This is a genomic window from Spirillospora sp. NPDC048819 (assembly GCF_040650055.1).
Lineage (GTDB): Bacteria > Actinomycetota > Actinomycetes > Streptosporangiales > Streptosporangiaceae > Spirillospora.
This window is the reverse complement of record NZ_JBEZGN010000012.1, coordinates 76,753-92,350: the sequence shown is the minus strand read 5'-3', so window position 1 is coordinate 92,350 and position 15,598 is coordinate 76,753. Positions and strand designations below refer to the sequence as shown.

The following is a 15,598-nucleotide window of genomic DNA, read 5'->3' as shown; positions in this document are numbered from 1 at the left end:
GTGCCGCGCTATTGGACCGCTGTTCAACGCCCCTGGGTCCGAGACCAGCATCAATCCGCGTGCGGGCGAAAGTCAAACCCTGTACGAAACTTCTGCGATCATTTTGCGTGTGGAAATCGCCGACCTCATCGAACGGCTCGCCGGACCCGGCCAGAAGGCCGCGAGCGACGCCCTCGCGGCCATCGGCGCCCCCGCCGTGGAACCCGTCCTGGCCGTCCTCTGCGACGAGGACTCCCCGGTCGACTGGGGCACCAGCGCCATGGTCCTGCGCCGCATCGGCCTCCCCGCCCTCGCCCCCCTGATCGAGGCCATGGCGGCGGCGCCGACCCGCGAGGTGGCGCGCCGCTGCGGCTGGGCCCACAGCGGCCTGAAGATCGACGACCTGGCGGCGTTCGTCCCCGGCCTGCGCCACCCGGCCCCTAAGGTGCGCGGCAACTCCGCCTACGTCCTGCAACTCAAGGGCACGGCCGCGCTTCCGCACGCCCCCGACCTGATCGCGCTGCTGGCCGACCCGGACGCCGACGTCCGGCAGCACGCCATCTGGGCACTGGAGGGGATCGGCCCGGACGTGGTGCCCCTTCTCCGCGAGGTCCGCCGCTCCCGCACCGCCGGCCGGCTGCGCGGACCGGCCCTGGAGGCCATCGTCGCCGTCGCCGGGCCCGCCGGGCTGGACGACCGCGACCTGGCCCTCGTCCGCCGCCTGATCCGCGTCAAGCAGGCGGCCGAGGCGCCCGAACCCATGCACCTGTGCGGCACCTGGTACGCCGTCCCGTCCGGCGACCAGGGGGACATCCTCGACGCGTTCGGCCTCTCCGACCCCGAGCCGGCCACGATGCGGATGGGCGCGTCCGCCTGGAACGGCGACCACCACGGCGGCGGCGCGGCCTCCCGCGTCTACGTGACACCGCGGTTCGACGGCTGGACCCTCGTGTTCGGCGACCCCTTCGACGGCGCCGGAGAACCCGATCACGACGAGGTCCAGGGGCACTGCCGGGAGTTGAGCCGCCGCTTCGGCTCCGCGCACTGGTACGGCGCGAGCTGCGGCGACCACTGGACGGCCTGGTGCGTCGCCGAACAGGGCGAGATCATCCGCTACTACGACGTCTTCGAGCCCGACGTGCAGGTCGGGCCCGCCCACCCCGCCGAGGACGGTTACCTGCTCCCGCACGTCGACGGCTTTCCCGACGACGCGTTCGACGGCATCGACATCTCCGACCACGAGGCGTTCAGCGCCCGCTACCACCAGGTCAAGAAGGATCTGGACATCCCCGACGAATGCCATGCGACCACGTTCGCGGCCCGCGCGTCTGTGGACCCGTCCGCCCTCGGCGCCCACACCCGCGTGGAAGGCCGCGCCGTTCTGGCCCTGACCGGCCACGGCCGCGAGCACGGCCACCCCCGCGGCGCCCTGGAGATCTGAACGCGCGTCCGGGTGGCCCGGGCCGTCAGCGGGGGTTGTAGCAGGGGGCTTCGAGGCTGTGGGCGATGGCGGTCGTCCCCGCGGTGAAGTCCGTGATCACCTTGCTCCCGGTGAACTCCCGCTCGTCGGGGCGGGCGATCACCGACTCGCGGTAGGCCGCCGCGTTCGGGCTGCCCGAGAAGTTGCCCGCCTTCCTGGGCAGCATCCCCTCGTAGTCCACGGTGGTGACCTGCCCGAGCGCCTCGTACACGCCCTCGCGGCTCATGTTCCCGTTCGCCGCGGCCTTCTCCAGCACCGCCTTCAACGGGTACGACAGGACCCAGCCCGAGGTGAACGCGTCGCTCGGCTGCACCCGGCCCAGCGCCAGCCGCATCGCGGTGTGCCCGGGCGAGTCGGAGGCGAACGGCTTCCACGGCGCCACCACCAGGTAGCGGGCCTTCAGCGGGGGACCCGCCGGGGTCTGCAGGAGAGACCCCACCCAGGTGGGGTTGTTGCCCATGAAATGCCCCTGGAAGCCCGCCCCCACGGCCCCGCCGACGATGGCGGCGGTCTCGGCCGGGCCCACCGTGAGCATGACCATGTCCGGCTTGCGTTCGAGGATGGCCTGCACGGCCTCGTCCTGCTCGCCGGCGCCCTGCGGCGTCTCCAGCTCCGAGAAGCGAAGGCCGCGCGCCGCCGCGGCCGTCCTGGCGCCCGCGGCCCCGTCGCCGCCGTAGTCGCCCGCGTAGTGGACGGCCATCACGCTCTCGGCCTCGAAGGCCTCGGCGGCGTGGTCGACCGCGTTCATCGCCTCGAAGCAGTACGAGGCGCCCGACTCCAGGATGACGTCCTCGAACTCCCATTTGGACGGGTAGGAGCCGGGCACCGCGATCATCCGGGAGGAGCGCAGGTCGTCCAGGATCGCCTCGGTGGTCGGCGACCCCAGGCTCTGCGCCAGCGCCAGCACCTTGTCCTTGATCTCCAGGTACTCGCGGCGGTGCGTCGCCGGGTCGTACTTGTTGTCCATGACGTAGGTGTGGACGTCGACGTCGTAGCCGCCGATGCCGCCCTGCTGGTTGACCCGGTCCCAGAACGCCTTCTGCGCTGTCACCATCGGCACGCCCAGGCCCTTGAAAGGTCCCGTGGTCAGGTCGGAGATGATGCCCAGGTAGATGCAGCCGTGCTCGGGGTTCACGGCCCTGGGGCAGGGCTCGCCGGTGATTCCCGGGCCGGACGCGCCGCCGCCGCCGTCCGGACCGGAGGCGCAGCCCGCCAGCGCCGCCAGCAGCGCGGCCCCGGCGGCCAGGGACCTGACCCTCGGACTGTCAAAGCGCACGGAGACCATCGATCACTTCCTTGAGAATGCGCCTATCGGGGCGTCCGGCCGGCGCGACACGGCTCTGCACTTCCATCAGCCCGCGATCCAGCAGATCGCTCACCAGCACCCGGATCACGCCCACCGGCAGCCGCAGATGGGACGCCAGCTCGGCCACCGACACCGGGCTGAGGCAGAATTCCAGGATCCGCTCGTCCTCCGGGCCGAGCGTCAGCGGATCGGGCATCGGCACCTCGGCGGTCACCACGACCGCGATCAGGTCGAGGTCGCCGCCGCGCCGCCGGGACCGGGTGCGGCCCCGGGTCAGCGCGAAGGGACGGACGACGGGACCGGCCTCCTCGTCCACCCACAGATCGTCGTCGCGCCGCGGGCGGCGGTGCCGGCCCGGATCGGGATGCCCGCCCGGCAGATCGCGGGACATCACGCACCGCCGGACCCGGGCGCGCGGCCCGTCCCGGACGGGTCGTCCGAAGCGCTCCCGCCGTCCGCCGCGCCGGCCCCGCCGTCCTCCGGTTCAGCGGAGGCGTCCGGACCGGGCGGGACGACCGGTGTGCCGAACCAGTCGGGGCTGCGGGACGCGGCGGACTCGCCCGGCCCGTCCTCGCCGGCCCCGTCCTCGGCCGCGGCGGCGCGGCCCCGCTCCCAGCCGCGCTGCATCGTCGACACGAGATCGCGGGCGGCCTCCGGCGACCGCTCCTCCGGCTCGGGTCCCTCCGGTTCCGCCTCGGCTCCGGCGGTGCGCCTCAGCTGCGGCGCCAGATGCGCCTGGCGGCGCCGCACGGGCAGCCGCGCCCACTCGCCGGACGTGTCGGATCCGGCCGTCCCGCCGCCGTTCCCGGAACGTTCCGCGCCCCCCGGACTCCTGCCGGACAGCTCGTCGAACGCCGGCGCCGCCGGGGGAGCGACCAGCGCGAGGCGCTCCTGCGGCGACACCGGCGGCGCCGACGACGCGGGCAGGGCCCAGTCGCCGCCGTCGGTGACCGCGTACCCGGAGGGCCGCTCCACCACCAGTTCCTTCGGGATCAGCGCGATGGCGACGATCCCCCCGTACGGGGACGGGCGCAGCGTCACCTGGATGCCGTGCCGCGCCGAAAGGCGGGCCACGACGAACAGGCCGAGGCGGGCGCTGTCGTCCAGGTCGAGCTCGGGATCGGTGGCCAGCAGCCGGTTGAGGTCGGCCAGCACCTCGGGCGCCATGCCCAGCCCGCGGTCCTCCACCTCCAACGCGAACCCGTGCGCGACCTCCTGCCCGGTCACCCGGATCGGGGTGCTGGGCGGGGAGAACGCGGCCGCGTTCTCGATCAGCTCGGCCATCAGGTGGATGGTGTCGGCGACCGCGGGCCCGAGCAGCGCCGTCCGGCCCATCGGCACCACCTCGACCCGTGCGTAGTCCTCGACCTCCGCCGCCGCAGCGCGCGCGACGTCCACCATCCGGACCGGGTCGCGCCAGGTCCGCCCGGACGGACGGCCCGACAGGATCACCAGGCCCTCGGCGTGCCGCCGCATCCGGGTCGCCAGCGCGTCCAGCTCGAACAGCCGCTCCAGCTCGTCGGGGTCCTCGGTGCCGCGTTCCATGGTCTCCAGCATCCGCAGCAGCCGCTGCAGCAGCGACTGGTTGCGGCGGGCCAGCGTCACGAACACCTCGTTCAGCCGCCGGTGCGCACGGGCCTCGCCCTCGGCGGCGCGCACGACCGCCCGCCGGGTCTGCGCGAACGCCCGGTCGATCTGCTCGACCTCCGTCACCCGGAACCGTCCCGCGGGCCCGCCGCCCGGACCGTCGTCGGCCGGCGGTTCCTCGCCGCGCCGCGCCCGCTCGGTGATCTCCGGCAGCCGCTGCTGCGCGAACGCGTTGACGGTCGCGGCCATCTCGCGGCTCTCCACGATCAGCCGGCGGCCCGCCCGGACCGCGATCAGGATGGACGCGATCACCGCGACGAGCCCGAGCCCGCCGGTCAGGCCCAGCCGCAGCAGCACGGCGCCCGCCTCGTCCCCGGCCCGCCGGGTGTTCTCCTCGCGGATGCCGGACGACATGGCGGCCAGCTCGGCGTCCACCGCCTCGGTCGCGGTGTGCCAGGCGCCGATGTCCACGGCGGGCCGCCCGCCGGTCGCGCCGCCGCGCATCAACCGGTTCTGCAGCTCCTCGAACCGGCGGAACTCCGGCCCCGACACGATCCGCGCGTACCGGATCCGGTAGGCGTCCGGCAGGTTCCGCGCTGCGTCGGCGTACAGGAACCGGTGCGTCCCGGCGAACTGCACCAGCTGCAGATGCTCGTCCTCGCTCAGCCGCCCCGCCGCCAGCGCGCCGGTGACCAGCGCGTCCTCGCGGGACAGGTTCTCCCGGGCGCGTTCGAGCGTGCGCAGGATCCGGCTGCGCCGCACCAGTTCCGGGTCCATCGAATGGACCTCGTCGTAGATCTCGGCGGCCTGCTCGATGTACTCGGTGTAGCGCGCCATCGCCTCGGCGCGTCCCAGGCTGCGGTCGTCGACCGTGGCGCGCAGCGGCTCCAGCCCGCCGAGCATGTCCGCGAGCCGCACCATCCGCTGCCGGGTCTCGGGACGGGTCGCGCCCGCGATGTCGCCGTCGGCGGCCGAGGCGCGGAACCGCGCGCGGGCCCGGTCGGTGACCGCCCGCTGCGCCTCGAACCCGGCCCGGCCGATGGTCGCGTCGTCGCCCAGCGCCGACAGCGACATCCGCCGCTCGTCCTGCAACGCGGCGACGACCTGGTCGGTGGGCTCCAGCACCTTCTGGGTGAACGTGCGCGCTTTGGCCTGCCGCAGGCTGTCCTGCAGCGACGTGGTCGCGGCGACGCCCCACAACACGACCAGCGCCGTGATCGGCGGGACCAGCAGCAGCACGATCCGGGACCTGACGGACCTGGCCCTGCCCCTCAGCACCCCGCGCCGCCTCGGCCCGGCCGACTCCGTCCGCCGGGCCATTACGCCCCCGGGCACATCGGACGGTCAACGCTCATGACGACCTCCGCGTACTGTGATCCAGCTCACTCAGCAGGCCGGAACGCTACTCCATCCTCGTGAGACACTTCGGCAATTTGACTCACCCGCCCGCATCGTTACCTATGTGTGACTTATCCCTCTGACCTTGATCAACACCCTCGGGGCCCATGCGGCCGCCCTCGCCGCCCGCGCTCCGGTGGCCCCGTCCGCTTCCGCTCTCCGCCCGGGACCTCGCGTCGTACGCCGAGCCGCACGGGCCGGGCGGGGGAAAGGGCCGATAGATCTTTAATTTCTGCTGGTCAGCGGCTTTTAGGTTGTTTCGTATCGCTTCGTGGGGCTATGGCCAGAACGACATCGTCTAGGAAGCGAAGTGATGACCATGACGGAGAAGGGCACCGAGGGCGCCGGCCAGGCCCGCCCCGATGAGCTGCCCGTCGATCAGCTCAAGGAGGCCGGGCGGGAGCTCGTCCAGGCGCTCATGGTGCGGGCGCTCACCGGGGCGAGCGGAAGGCTCCAGGGCATGACGCAGCGGCTGACCGACGTCACCGACAACGGCGCGGGCGTCGGCACGAAGATGGCCGCGGCCGGCGCGAAGAAGATCGCCGAAGGCGAGTCCCCGCTCAAGGCGGGCCTCAGCGCGGGCGCCACCGGCGCGAAGGAGAAGGTTAAGGAGGCCGTGGGCTCCGCCGGAGGCGGCAAGGACGGCGGAAAGGACGGCGGCGGAGGCGGCGGGGGCGGCGGCAAGATGAAGGTCACCAACATCGTCGAGCAGTTCGATGTGGGCCTGCCACGCCGCGTCGCCTACGACCAGTGGACGCAGTTCGCCGACTACCCGAGCTTCACCAAGAAGGTGGAGAGCGTCGAGCAGGAGTCCGACGAGAAGCTCAACTGGCGCGCCCAGATCTTCCTGTCCCACCGGACCTGGGAGTCCACGATCGTCGAGCAGGTGCCCGACGAGCGGATCGTCTGGAAGTCCAAGGGCCCCAAGGGGTTCGTCGACGGCGCCGTGACGTTCCACGAACTGGCGCCGACCATGACGCGGATCATGCTGGTGGCCGAGTACCACCCCGACGGCTTCTTCGAGAAGACCGCGAACCTCTGGCGGGCCCAGGGACGCCGCCTCCGCCTGGAGTTCAAGCACATCAAACGCCACATGATGATGCACACGCTCCTGGAACAGGGCGAGGTCGAGGGCTGGCGCGGCGAGATCCGCGACGGCGAGGTGGTCAAGACCCACGAGGACGCCCTCAAGGAGGAGCAGGAGGCCGCCGGGTCCGAGGAAGACCGGGAGCGCGAGGCCGAGGACCAGGAAGGCGAGGCCAAGGATCAAGAGGCCAAGGACCAAGAGGCCAAGGACCAAGAGGGCGAGGAAACCGGGGAGCGCGGCGAGGGCCGCGAGGACGGCGGCGAGAAGGCGGAGTCCGAGGAACGCGCCAGGGAGAAGGCCGGGAGCACCGCCTGACACCCCGCGCTCTGACGTTTTCGCTGGTCGAGCCCGGGTAGCGGCCCGCAAGGGGGTAAGCGATGGGCAACACCGCGGCTGACAGACCAGAGCCGGACCGGAATCGGAACGATTCCGGCGGTGAGGTGGAGGGCACCGGCGACAAGGCCATCACGCCGGACAGGCGGCTGCGTTCGGGCGAGGGACCGGACGTGTATCTCGACGTGCCTCTGCTCAAGGTGGACGAGATATCCCTTGAGGTGGAGAACCTGGAGGCGCACGTCTCGCTCGTCGCCCAGGTCCTCGATCTGCTCAGGCTGAACGTCGGCGCGGACGTCTTCCTCGGCAGGGTCAAGCTGGAGATCAAGGGCGTCGAAGCCCAGGCGCAACTGGACGTCCGGCTCGACAACGTCGCCATCATCGTCGACCGCGTGCTGACCACGCTCGACCGCAACCCAGAGATCCTTCAGCACATCGGACGTGGCGTGGAGGCGGCGGCCCGCGACATCGGAGCCGGAACCGGCACCGCGGTGGGCGAAGTCGGCAAGGGCGCCAAGGGCGCCGTGCAAGACGTCGGCCGGGGTGCCGGGGGTGCCGTCGAGAGCGTTGGCCGGGGTGCCGGAGGTGCCGTCGAAGACGTTGGCCGGGGTGCCGGTGCCGCGGTCGAGGACGTGGGCGAGGGTGCCGGGGGCGCCGTCAAGGACGTGGGCGAGGGCACCGCGGGCGCGGTCGAGGACGTCGGCGAGGGTGTCCGTGACGTGGGCGAGGGCGCGGCTGGCGCGGTAGAGGGCGTCGGTGAGGGCACCGGCCGGGCCGCGGAGACCGCCGCCGGGGGCGTCGCGGCCGCCACCGAAGAAGCCGGCAAGGCCGCCGAAGGCGCGACCGGAGAAACCGGCAAGGCCGCCGAAGGCGCGACCGGAGAAACCGGCAAGGCCGCCGAAGGCGTCACCGGCACGGAGCCGAAGGAACCCGACGACTCCACCGAGAACGGGAACGGGAACGGCCGGCAAGACGAGCCTGAGACCAAGCCTGAGACCGACCAGAAATCCGATCAGGAGACCGACGACGGCGCGGAGCCGTCCAACGGCGAACAGGAGATCACCGCGCTCAAGTCCGCACTTCACGAGACTGAGCAGTCCGTGCGTGAGTTGGGCCGGGCGCTGTTCCGGATGGTGTCCGCGCCCCGTTCGCCGGACCGAGGGGACGAGTGACCGTGAGCCGCGATGACGAGCGTCCAGGAGCCGAAGCCCGGCGGACGGCGGACATTCTCTTCACCGCCAAGGTGAAAGCCGACGAACTGCGCTTCGAGGTCGTCCCCGAAAGTTCGGTGGAGTTCACCGGAGACGCCGCAGACAAGTCCGCGTCCGGAAGTGACCGGACCAACCTGCCGGACGAGGTGCGTGAGAACGTCACCTACCGGGACGTCCACATCGATTACGCGATCGCGGCGAAGCTCAAGGCGACCAAGCTCTGGTAGAGGGCCGGACGTGAAATGCGGTACGCGTGGGTCCGGCGCCCGCCTCGCCGGACCCCTCCGACGTCACTCTCCGGGCCTGGCCTCCAGCACCATGTTGAACATGTTCTCCGCCGCGCGCCGGACGGTTCCGTAGCCGGCCTCGTGGAGGACCTGCCGCAGCCGCGCTTCTCCGGCGAGGGCGCCCAAGGCCAGCCCGACCGGCTGCGACCTTACTGGACATCCCGGTGCTGGCGGCCGCCTCGTCACGGGTCACGGGATCGCTCGCGTGCCGCAGATGCTCATGCATCCGGCGCCGCGACTCCTCTCCCAGGACGCTGATGGATTCGATCGCGGCGTCTGCGGGTGAGATCGGCCGATTCGCGTCGGGGGCCACCCGGCCATGATAACTCCCAGAAGGCTTGGCGTCATGCATGTTGCAGCCTTCTGACCAGGTGTGCTTGACCAGATGCCATAATAAGACCAATACTTATTAGCGAATTAGGCCTCAGCACACGATGCCGCCGCCGCCCAGGCCGGTGGGAGCGCCCCGTCCCGCAGCATGTCGGGCGGCGCGGCCGACCGACCGGGGCCGCAGCTCTCATTCACGGGCGGGCCCGCACCTTTACAGACCTGGAGTTGTCATGAACATGGCCGTACTCGCCGGGTGGCCGGTCGCCGCTCTGGGGAGCCGCCTGACCGTTCCGAGCGTCCTCGGACGCTTCGCGCCCGCTGAGCGGCCCTCGCCTGTGCCGGTGGCCGCCGGGCGCGGGCTGCCCGCCGCCCAAGGGGCCGGTGCCTGACATGACCGTGTATCCCGATACGGCCGTGTCCGCAGACGAGTTCGGTGCGCGGGCGGACGCTCCGGCCGTGGTCCGTGTCACCGGGCGGCCCGGTGAGGCGGATTTGGCGGCCGCCGAGCTGGCCGCCGGGGAGTTCCTGCGGGCTCTGGGCGTCGGCATCGACTCCGAGAGCCTGCGCGGCACCCCTGGGCGGATGGCCCGCGCCTACGCCGAGTTGTTCACTCCCCGTCCCTTTGACCTGACGACCTTCCCCAATGATGACGGCTACGACGAGTTGGTACTCGCCCGTGACATCCCCCTGCGGTCGGTGTGCGAACACCATCTTCTGCCGTTCGTCGGTACCGCCCACATCGGCTACCTGCCCGGGCGGCGGATCCTGGGCCTGTCGAAACTGGCCCGGGTGCTGGAGCACTTCGCCTGCCGTGCCCAGGTCCAGGAGCGGCTGACCAAGCAGGTCGCCGACTGGCTGCAGGCCCATCTGGAACCCGCGGGGGTGGGGATCGTGATCGAGGCCGAGCACACCTGCATGACCCTGCGCGGCGTACAGGCGACAGGGGCCAGGACCGTCACCTCCACGCTGCTGGGAACCCTGCGTGACGACCCGGCGTCCCGGCAGGAGTTCCTGGCTCTCACCGGCGTGGGCCGGTAGCACGCCCCGCCCGCGAACACCGAGACGAGATGAGTTGGGGAGACACATGATGAGCGCACCGCAGCGGATCGTGATCGTCGGAGCCGGGCTGGCCGGCACGTCGGCGGCCACCGCACTCCGCGAACAAGGATTCGAGGGCGAGGTGACGCTGTTCGGGGGGGAGCCGCACGCCCCCTACGAGCTGCCGCCGCTGTCCAAGGGCATCCTGCTGGGCGAGACCGACGAGCCGGACTGGGTGCGTGAGCCCGGCCACTATGCCGATCATGGGATCGAGTTGCGCCGCGACACCGCGATTACCGCGCTGCGCCCGGCCGAGCACGTGGTCGTCGACGCCGCCGGCGCCGAACACCACTACGACCGGCTGCTGCTGGCCACCGGGTCCCGCCCGCGGACCCTGCCCGGCTTCGACGGTGCCGACGGTGCCGGCGTGCACCTGCTGCGCACTCTGGACGACGCGCTGGCGCTGCGCGAGAAACTGACCGCCGACGCCCGGGTGGTGGTCATCGGCGCGGGCTGGATCGGCTGCGAGGTCGCCGCCGCCGCACGCACCCGCGGGGCGCGGGTGCGCATGGCCGACCCGCTGCCGCAGCCGCTTCAGCGGGTGCTCGGCGCCCAGATCGGAGCGGTGTTCCGCGACCTGCACGCCGACCACGGCGTCACGCTGCGCCTGGGCGTCAAGGCGACCGGGATCGCCACCCGCGGCGCCACCCGGGTGGTGCGTCTGGACGACGGCAGCGAGCTGGCCGCCGATGTGGTGGTCGCCGGGGTCGGCGCCCTACCCCGCACCGAACTGGCCGAACAGGCCGGTCTGGAACTGGCGGCGGGCGGGGTCGCCGTCGACGCGGCACTGCGCACCTCGGCCCCGGACATCTTTGCCGCCGGCGACATCGCCGCTCACGACCACCCCCGCTACGAAGGCCGGGTGCGCGTCGAGCACTGGGACAACGCCAAACGGCAGGGCACGCACGTGGCCGGCGGCCTGCTGGGCGGCGACGAGCCCTACACCCCCGCCCCGTTCTTCTTCTCCGACCAGTACGACCTGGGCTGCGAATACCGGGGCCTCGCCGACCCCACCACCGACGAACTGGTGGTACGCGGAGAACCGTCCACTCGCGAGTTCCTCGCGTTCTGGCTGCGCGGCGGGCGGGTCACCGCGGCGCTCAACGTCAACTCCTGGGACCACGGCGACACCCTTCAGGCGCTGGTCGACACCGGGGCACCGGTGACCGCCCGGGAACTCGCCGAGGCGGACCTCGCGGCCCTCGCCGCCACCGGTGCCCGGTGAGCGCGATCATCGGCGCGGGCGCGCGGCAGGCACAGGACGCGCATCCCCCGCCGCAGGGAGCGGTCGAACTGGTGTTTCGGGGACGCCGCGCCGCCCGCGACCGGCCACTGGTGATGGCGATCGTCAACCGGACACCGGACTCCTTCCACGACCGCGGCGCCACCTTCGCCGCCGACGCCGCCAAGGCCGCCATCAGCCGCGCCGCCGCCGACGGTGCCGACCTGGTCGATCTCGGCGGGGTCGCGGCCAGTCCCGGCGAGGAGGTCACCACCGCGCAGGAGCTGGCCCGGGTGGTGCCTCTGGTGGAATGGACCCGCGACCACCACCCCGACCTGCTGATCAGCGTCGACACCTGGCGTCACGAGGTCGGTGACGCCGCATGCCGGGCCGGTGCCGACATCCTCAACGACGCATGGGCCGCCGCCGATCCGCAGCTGATCGACGTCGCGGCCGCCCACGGCGCCGGCTACGTGTGCACCCACACCGGCGGGCGGCCCCCGCGCGCCGAGCCGTTCCGCCCCGGCTACCCCGACGTGGTGGCCGCCGTCCGCACCGCCGTCACCGGGCTGGCGGAACGGGCCGAGGCCGCCGGCGTGCCCCGCGGCGGCATCCTCATCGACGGCACCGGCTACGGGAAGAACACCGCCGATCATCTGCTGCTGCTGCGGCACGTCCGGGAATTCGCCGGGACCGGATGGCCGGTGCTCATGGCCCTGTCGAACAAGGCGTTCGTGAGCGAGACCCTGGACGTGGGCCCGCGCGACCGCCTGACCGGCACCCTGGCCGCCACCGCGATCGCCGCCCGGGACGGGGCGGCGGTGTTCCGGGTGCACGACGTCCGGCCCACCAGGCACGCCGTGGACATCGCGGCCGCCATCAGCGGCACCCGCCCACCCGCCCGCACGAGCACCTGGATCTCCTGATGCACCACATCTGGCCGCCCGAGCACGCCGGCCGCGTCATCGACGACGCGGAACTGGAACGGCTCTACACCTACCCGGCCGCGCCGCGCTGGCTGGTCGCCAACTTCGTCGCCAGCGCCGACGGAGCCGTGGAACTCGGCGGACGAGCCCGGCCACTGTCCACTCCACCCGACCGCAAGGTACTGCGACTCGGCGCCGACCTGGCCGACGTGCTGCTGATCGGGGCCACCACCGCGACCGTCGAGAACTTCCGCGGCGTCCACCCCGACCAGCAGACCCGGGCCCGCCGGCACCGCCACGGCCTCGCCCGCATCCCGCCCACCGCCGTGGTGAGCACCGGGCGGAGCCTGCCCGCCGACGCACCCGTCATCACCCAGGCGCAGGTGCCCACCCTCGTCCTCACCTGCGCGGCCGCCCCCGCACGCACGCAGAAGGCCTGGAGCGACGCCGGCGCCGAGGTCGTCGTCACCGGTGACGACACGATCGACCCGGCCGCCGCCGTCTCCGCACTGCTGGACCGCGGCCTGCGGCGCATCGACTGCGAAGGAGGCCCTCACCTGTTCGGCGCGCTGGTGGCCGCCGGGCTGCTCGACGAGCTCCGCCTCACCATCTCCCCGATGCTGACCGCGGGCACCGCCGGACGCATCGCCACCGGCCCCGCCATCGAACCGGCCAACCTGCGCCTGGCCTCCGCGCTCGGCGAAGGCGACACCCTCCTGCTGCGCTACCTCGCACAACAGTGACCACCGATGGACGCCAACGCGGCGGGGCGGCCGGCCGGAATGGGCGGAGTTCCCATCCGTGCAAGACGTGGATGCGGCACTGGGCGACGCTGGACCTTCACCGAGTCTCACAGACGCGTTCCTTCTCGTTTGGAGTTATCGATGGCCGTTCGCCGTGTCGTGCCCAACGTCCAGTCAGAGGCCCTGGGGGAGAGCCGGGAGTTCTATGGGCTGCTGGGCTTCGAGGAGGTCATGGACCTCGGCTGGGTCATGACGATCGCCTCCCGTCGAATCCGACGGCTCAGGTCAGCTTCATCGCCGGCGACAAGACCGCATCGGTCACCCCCGACATGAGCGTCGAGGTGGACGATGTGGACGCGGCCTGCGCGGTCATGCGCGACAGCGGTGCGGAGATCGTGCATCCCTTGCAAGACGAGGAGTGGGGGGTACGCCGGTTCTTGGTCCGCGATCCCAACGGCCGTTTGGTCAACGTGCTGGGCCACCGCTGACGCCGCCCGCGGGATCGCCGGCCACGGCGCGCGCCCATCCTCGGACTGGACCTCGGCCGCCGGCGTTTGCTCCTGTCCGCCGAGATCGAACCCTGGTTCAGCGCTGCTCCGCCCTCGCTCACACACGGCCCCAAAGAACCCGCCATGATCGCGGCTCTCGAAGCCGCCCCGCCGCACCTGCTCCGCGCGGTCGCCGCGCGCGAGATGATGCGCCTGGCCGCCCTCCTCAACCTCGACCGCACCCCTGGCCTGGCCGAGGCGGTCGCCGCGGCCGAGCGCGGCGAACCCGTCACCGTCTCTGCCGGCTCCGAGCTCGGCACGCACGTCCGCTCCTGGCTGACGCGTTCGCGCCAGGCGGGGCGATCACTCAACGACCCGTCCGCCCGCACCAAGATGAGCGACGACGAGCGGACCGCCGCCTTCATACTGGGCTGGTTCGCGGGCGCGTTGAACGCCGCGCTGTGGCCCGAGCCGCACGCCGCCGCCCGCGCCACCCTCCGCCCGCTCACGCAGGGCCCTCCACAGCTCCGTGACCCCGCCCAGGAGACCGCCATCCTGCACACCCTCCGCGGCACCCCAGACCCGGCATGACAGCGAACCCGCCGCCCATGCCCCGCCCAGGCCCGCCCCCGCGGCGTGTAGCAGCAGGACCCGGCCGCAGCCCCGGCGGCGCAGGTACTCCGGAGTGACGTCCAGGCAGGGCGTCGGAGAGATGACACCACTCTGTGCGGTCTTGGCGCGAATGCATGCCGGCATGGTCGGCGAACGTGCGGACGTGCCCGATGTCGGTGTTCGCCCGCTGGCATCATTCGCTCGCACCGCCGAAGTGCGCGATGTCGACATCGAGGTACAAGACGGTGGGGCCTCGCATCGGTGAGGAACCCGGCCGTCATCATGGCGATCGTGCTCGTGCCAACGCCGCCGGACGTCCCGTCGAGCGCCCAGCGCGGGCATCTACCCCGCCTGTCCGGCGGGATCGCAGGAACCGACCGGCGAGCAGATGCGCTGACCCCGCCTCGCCGGACCCCTCCGACGTCACTCTCCGGGCCTGGCCTCCAGCACCATGTTGAACATGTTCTCCGCCGCGCGCCGGACGGTCCCGAAGCCGGCCTCGTGGAGGACCTGCCGCAGCCGCGCCTCGCCGGCGAGGGCGCCCAAGGCCAGCCCGACCGGCTGCGACAGCGAGTTGGCCGTGCACAGGAACGTCGAGGCGGCGTAGTTGAGGCCGGCGGTCGGCACCCGGGCCAGGGTCGACGCCAGGTCGTCGCCTGCCACGGGCTCCACCAGCATCAGCGTCCCGCCCGGAGCCAGTGCGGCGCGGGCGTAGGCGGCCGCGCCGACGGGGTCGCCGAGGTCGTGGAAGGAGTCGAAGAACGTCACGAGGTCGTACCCGTCCTGCGGGTAGCCGTGGCAGTGGTGCACCTCGAAGGTGACCCGGTCGGACACACCGGCCTCGGCGGCGCGGGCCCGCGCGGTCTCGATGGACGGCTCGTGGACGTCGAACCCGACGAACCGGGAGTTCGGGAAGGCGTCCGCCAGCAGCAGTAGCGGCGCCCCGTGCCCGCACCCGATGTCGGCGACGCGCGCGCCGGCCGCCAGCCGTTCGCGGACGCCGTCCAGCGCGGTGATCCACTCGCCGACCAGGCTGTTGCGGTAGCCGACCCGGAAGAACCGCTCGGTCGACTCGAAGATCATCGGGTCCTGGGCGGCCCAGGCGATGCCCTGCCCGGTGCGGAACGCGTCCGCCATCTCGTCGACGCGCCGGTGCAGCCCGGTGATCATCGGGGCGGCCCCGATCATGGACGCCGGCGAGTCGTCGGTGGCGATGACGGCGGCGTGCTCGGCGGGCAGCGTGAACGTGCCGTCCGCCGCGTCGTGCGTCACGATGCCGACGGCGGCCTGCTGGGCCAGCCATTCCCGGATGTACCGGCCGGAAGTGCCGGTCAGGTCGGCGAGCCGGGCCGGGGTCACCGGGCCCGCCCCGGCGAGCGTCCGGTAGAGGCCGAGCCGGTCGCCCACCACCATCAGGGCCGCGGTGGCGCCGCCGGTCAGCAGCCCGGCGATCTTCTCGGCGAACGCGCCGACCGTGTTCATGTCGAGTTCGATGTCGGTGGTCATCGTGC

Annotated in this window: 15 protein-coding genes and 1 pseudogene; 11 read left to right on the top strand and 5 right to left on the bottom strand. The window is 72.5% G+C overall.

What is annotated here, in order from left to right:
- Positions 1-109 precede the first annotated feature (109 nt).
- The gene (locus AB0C35_RS18575) at positions 110-1,420 is read left to right on the top strand and encodes a HEAT repeat domain-containing protein (RefSeq protein WP_358457096.1); all 1,311 of its coding nucleotides are present in this window, start codon (positions 110-112) and stop codon (positions 1,418-1,420) included.
- Between the two features lie 25 nt (positions 1,421-1,445).
- Here the strand turns inward: AB0C35_RS18575 and AB0C35_RS18570 are convergent, their stop codons facing one another.
- From AB0C35_RS18570 to AB0C35_RS18560, 3 genes are read right to left on the bottom strand one after another with little or no spacing between them, the layout of a single operon-like run.
- Entirely contained in the window at positions 1,446-2,744 is a 1,299-nt protein-coding gene (locus AB0C35_RS18570) for an ABC transporter substrate-binding protein (RefSeq protein ID WP_358457093.1), read from the bottom strand.
- Positions 2,725-3,156: a DUF742 domain-containing protein gene (locus AB0C35_RS18565; protein ID WP_358457090.1), complete on the bottom strand. Its 432-nt coding sequence runs from the start codon at positions 3,154-3,156 to the stop codon at positions 2,725-2,727. The genes AB0C35_RS18570 and AB0C35_RS18565 overlap by 20 nt, the downstream gene beginning before the upstream one ends.
- Positions 3,156-5,630 carry a nitrate- and nitrite sensing domain-containing protein gene (locus AB0C35_RS18560; protein ID WP_358457088.1) on the bottom strand — a complete coding sequence of 825 codons (2,475 nt, stop codon included), beginning with the start codon at positions 5,628-5,630 and terminating at the stop codon, positions 3,156-3,158. The genes AB0C35_RS18565 and AB0C35_RS18560 overlap by 1 nt, the downstream gene beginning before the upstream one ends.
- Before the next feature lie 433 nt (positions 5,631-6,063).
- Between AB0C35_RS18560 and AB0C35_RS18555 the strand changes: the two genes are divergently transcribed.
- From AB0C35_RS18555 to AB0C35_RS18545, 3 genes are all read left to right on the top strand, one after another.
- The gene (locus AB0C35_RS18555; protein WP_358457086.1) at positions 6,064-7,152 is read left to right on the top strand and encodes an SRPBCC family protein; all 1,089 of its coding nucleotides are present in this window, start codon (positions 6,064-6,066) and stop codon (positions 7,150-7,152) included.
- 62 nt (positions 7,153-7,214) lie between these two features.
- Positions 7,215-8,342 (top strand): hypothetical protein, encoded by a 1,128-nt coding sequence (locus tag AB0C35_RS18550; protein WP_358457085.1) that lies wholly within the window; start codon positions 7,215-7,217, stop codon positions 8,340-8,342.
- A gap of 2 nt (positions 8,343-8,344) precedes the next feature.
- A complete protein-coding gene (locus tag AB0C35_RS18545) occupies positions 8,345-8,608 on the top strand; it encodes a hypothetical protein (protein ID WP_358457083.1) in 264 nt (87 codons plus the stop codon).
- Between the two features lie 63 nt (positions 8,609-8,671).
- Here the strand turns inward: AB0C35_RS18545 and AB0C35_RS18540 are convergent, their stop codons facing one another.
- Complete coding sequence (locus tag AB0C35_RS18540) at positions 8,672-8,854, bottom strand: hypothetical protein (protein ID WP_358457081.1); 183 nt, start codon at positions 8,852-8,854, stop codon at positions 8,672-8,674.
- A 374-nt stretch (positions 8,855-9,228) separates the two neighbouring features.
- On the opposite strand from AB0C35_RS18540, the gene AB0C35_RS18535 reads away from it, so the two are divergent.
- From AB0C35_RS18535 to AB0C35_RS18505, 7 genes and pseudogenes are all read left to right on the top strand, one after another.
- A complete protein-coding gene (locus AB0C35_RS18535) occupies positions 9,229-9,387 on the top strand; it encodes a hypothetical protein (protein ID WP_358457079.1) in 159 nt (52 codons plus the stop codon).
- 1 nt (position 9,388) lies between these two features.
- Positions 9,389-10,036 (top strand): GTP cyclohydrolase I FolE, encoded by a 648-nt coding sequence (gene folE, locus AB0C35_RS18530; protein WP_358457076.1) that lies wholly within the window; start codon positions 9,389-9,391, stop codon positions 10,034-10,036.
- Between the two features lie 49 nt (positions 10,037-10,085).
- Complete coding sequence (locus AB0C35_RS18525; protein WP_358457075.1) at positions 10,086-11,321, top strand: FAD-dependent oxidoreductase; 1,236 nt, start codon at positions 10,086-10,088, stop codon at positions 11,319-11,321.
- The gene (gene folP / locus AB0C35_RS18520; protein ID WP_358457074.1) at positions 11,318-12,244 is read left to right on the top strand and encodes a dihydropteroate synthase; all 927 of its coding nucleotides are present in this window, start codon (positions 11,318-11,320) and stop codon (positions 12,242-12,244) included. The genes AB0C35_RS18525 and folP overlap by 4 nt, the downstream gene beginning before the upstream one ends.
- A complete protein-coding gene (locus tag AB0C35_RS18515; RefSeq protein ID WP_358457072.1) occupies positions 12,244-12,987 on the top strand; it encodes a pyrimidine reductase family protein in 744 nt (247 codons plus the stop codon). Before folP ends, AB0C35_RS18515 begins: the two co-directional genes overlap by 1 nt.
- A gap of 141 nt (positions 12,988-13,128) precedes the next feature.
- Positions 13,129-13,475: pseudogene (locus AB0C35_RS18510) on the top strand (VOC family protein).
- 144 nt (positions 13,476-13,619) lie between these two features.
- Complete coding sequence (locus tag AB0C35_RS18505) at positions 13,620-14,066, top strand: hypothetical protein (protein ID WP_358457069.1); 447 nt, start codon at positions 13,620-13,622, stop codon at positions 14,064-14,066.
- Between the two features lie 444 nt (positions 14,067-14,510).
- On the opposite strand, the gene AB0C35_RS18500 is transcribed toward AB0C35_RS18505, so the two are convergent.
- Entirely contained in the window at positions 14,511-15,593 is a 1,083-nt protein-coding gene (locus AB0C35_RS18500; protein WP_358457066.1) for a class I SAM-dependent methyltransferase, read from the bottom strand.
- Between the last annotated feature and the right edge of the window lie 5 nt (positions 15,594-15,598).

Bases quoted from the DNA above. Each gene is read 5' to 3' on its own strand.
- AB0C35_RS18570 (WP_358457093.1), bottom strand. From the start codon at position 2,744: ATGGTCTCCGTGCGCTTTGACAGTCCGAGGGTCAGGTCCCTGGCCGCC.
- AB0C35_RS18565 (WP_358457090.1), bottom strand. From the start codon at position 3,156: ATGTCCCGCGATCTGCCGGGCGGGCATCCCGATCCGGGCCGGCACCGC.
- AB0C35_RS18555 (WP_358457086.1), top strand. From the start codon at position 6,064: ATGACCATGACGGAGAAGGGCACCGAGGGCGCCGGCCAGGCCCGCCCC.
- AB0C35_RS18550 (WP_358457085.1), top strand. From the start codon at position 7,215: ATGGGCAACACCGCGGCTGACAGACCAGAGCCGGACCGGAATCGGAAC.
- AB0C35_RS18535 (WP_358457079.1), top strand. From the start codon at position 9,229: ATGAACATGGCCGTACTCGCCGGGTGGCCGGTCGCCGCTCTGGGGAGC.
- folE (WP_358457076.1), top strand. From the start codon at position 9,389: ATGACCGTGTATCCCGATACGGCCGTGTCCGCAGACGAGTTCGGTGCG.
- AB0C35_RS18525 (WP_358457075.1), top strand. From the start codon at position 10,086: ATGAGCGCACCGCAGCGGATCGTGATCGTCGGAGCCGGGCTGGCCGGC.
- AB0C35_RS18515 (WP_358457072.1), top strand. From the start codon at position 12,244: ATGCACCACATCTGGCCGCCCGAGCACGCCGGCCGCGTCATCGACGAC.
- AB0C35_RS18505 (WP_358457069.1), top strand. From the start codon at position 13,620: ATGATCGCGGCTCTCGAAGCCGCCCCGCCGCACCTGCTCCGCGCGGTC.
- AB0C35_RS18500 (WP_358457066.1), bottom strand. From the start codon at position 15,593: ATGACCACCGACATCGAACTCGACATGAACACGGTCGGCGCGTTCGCC.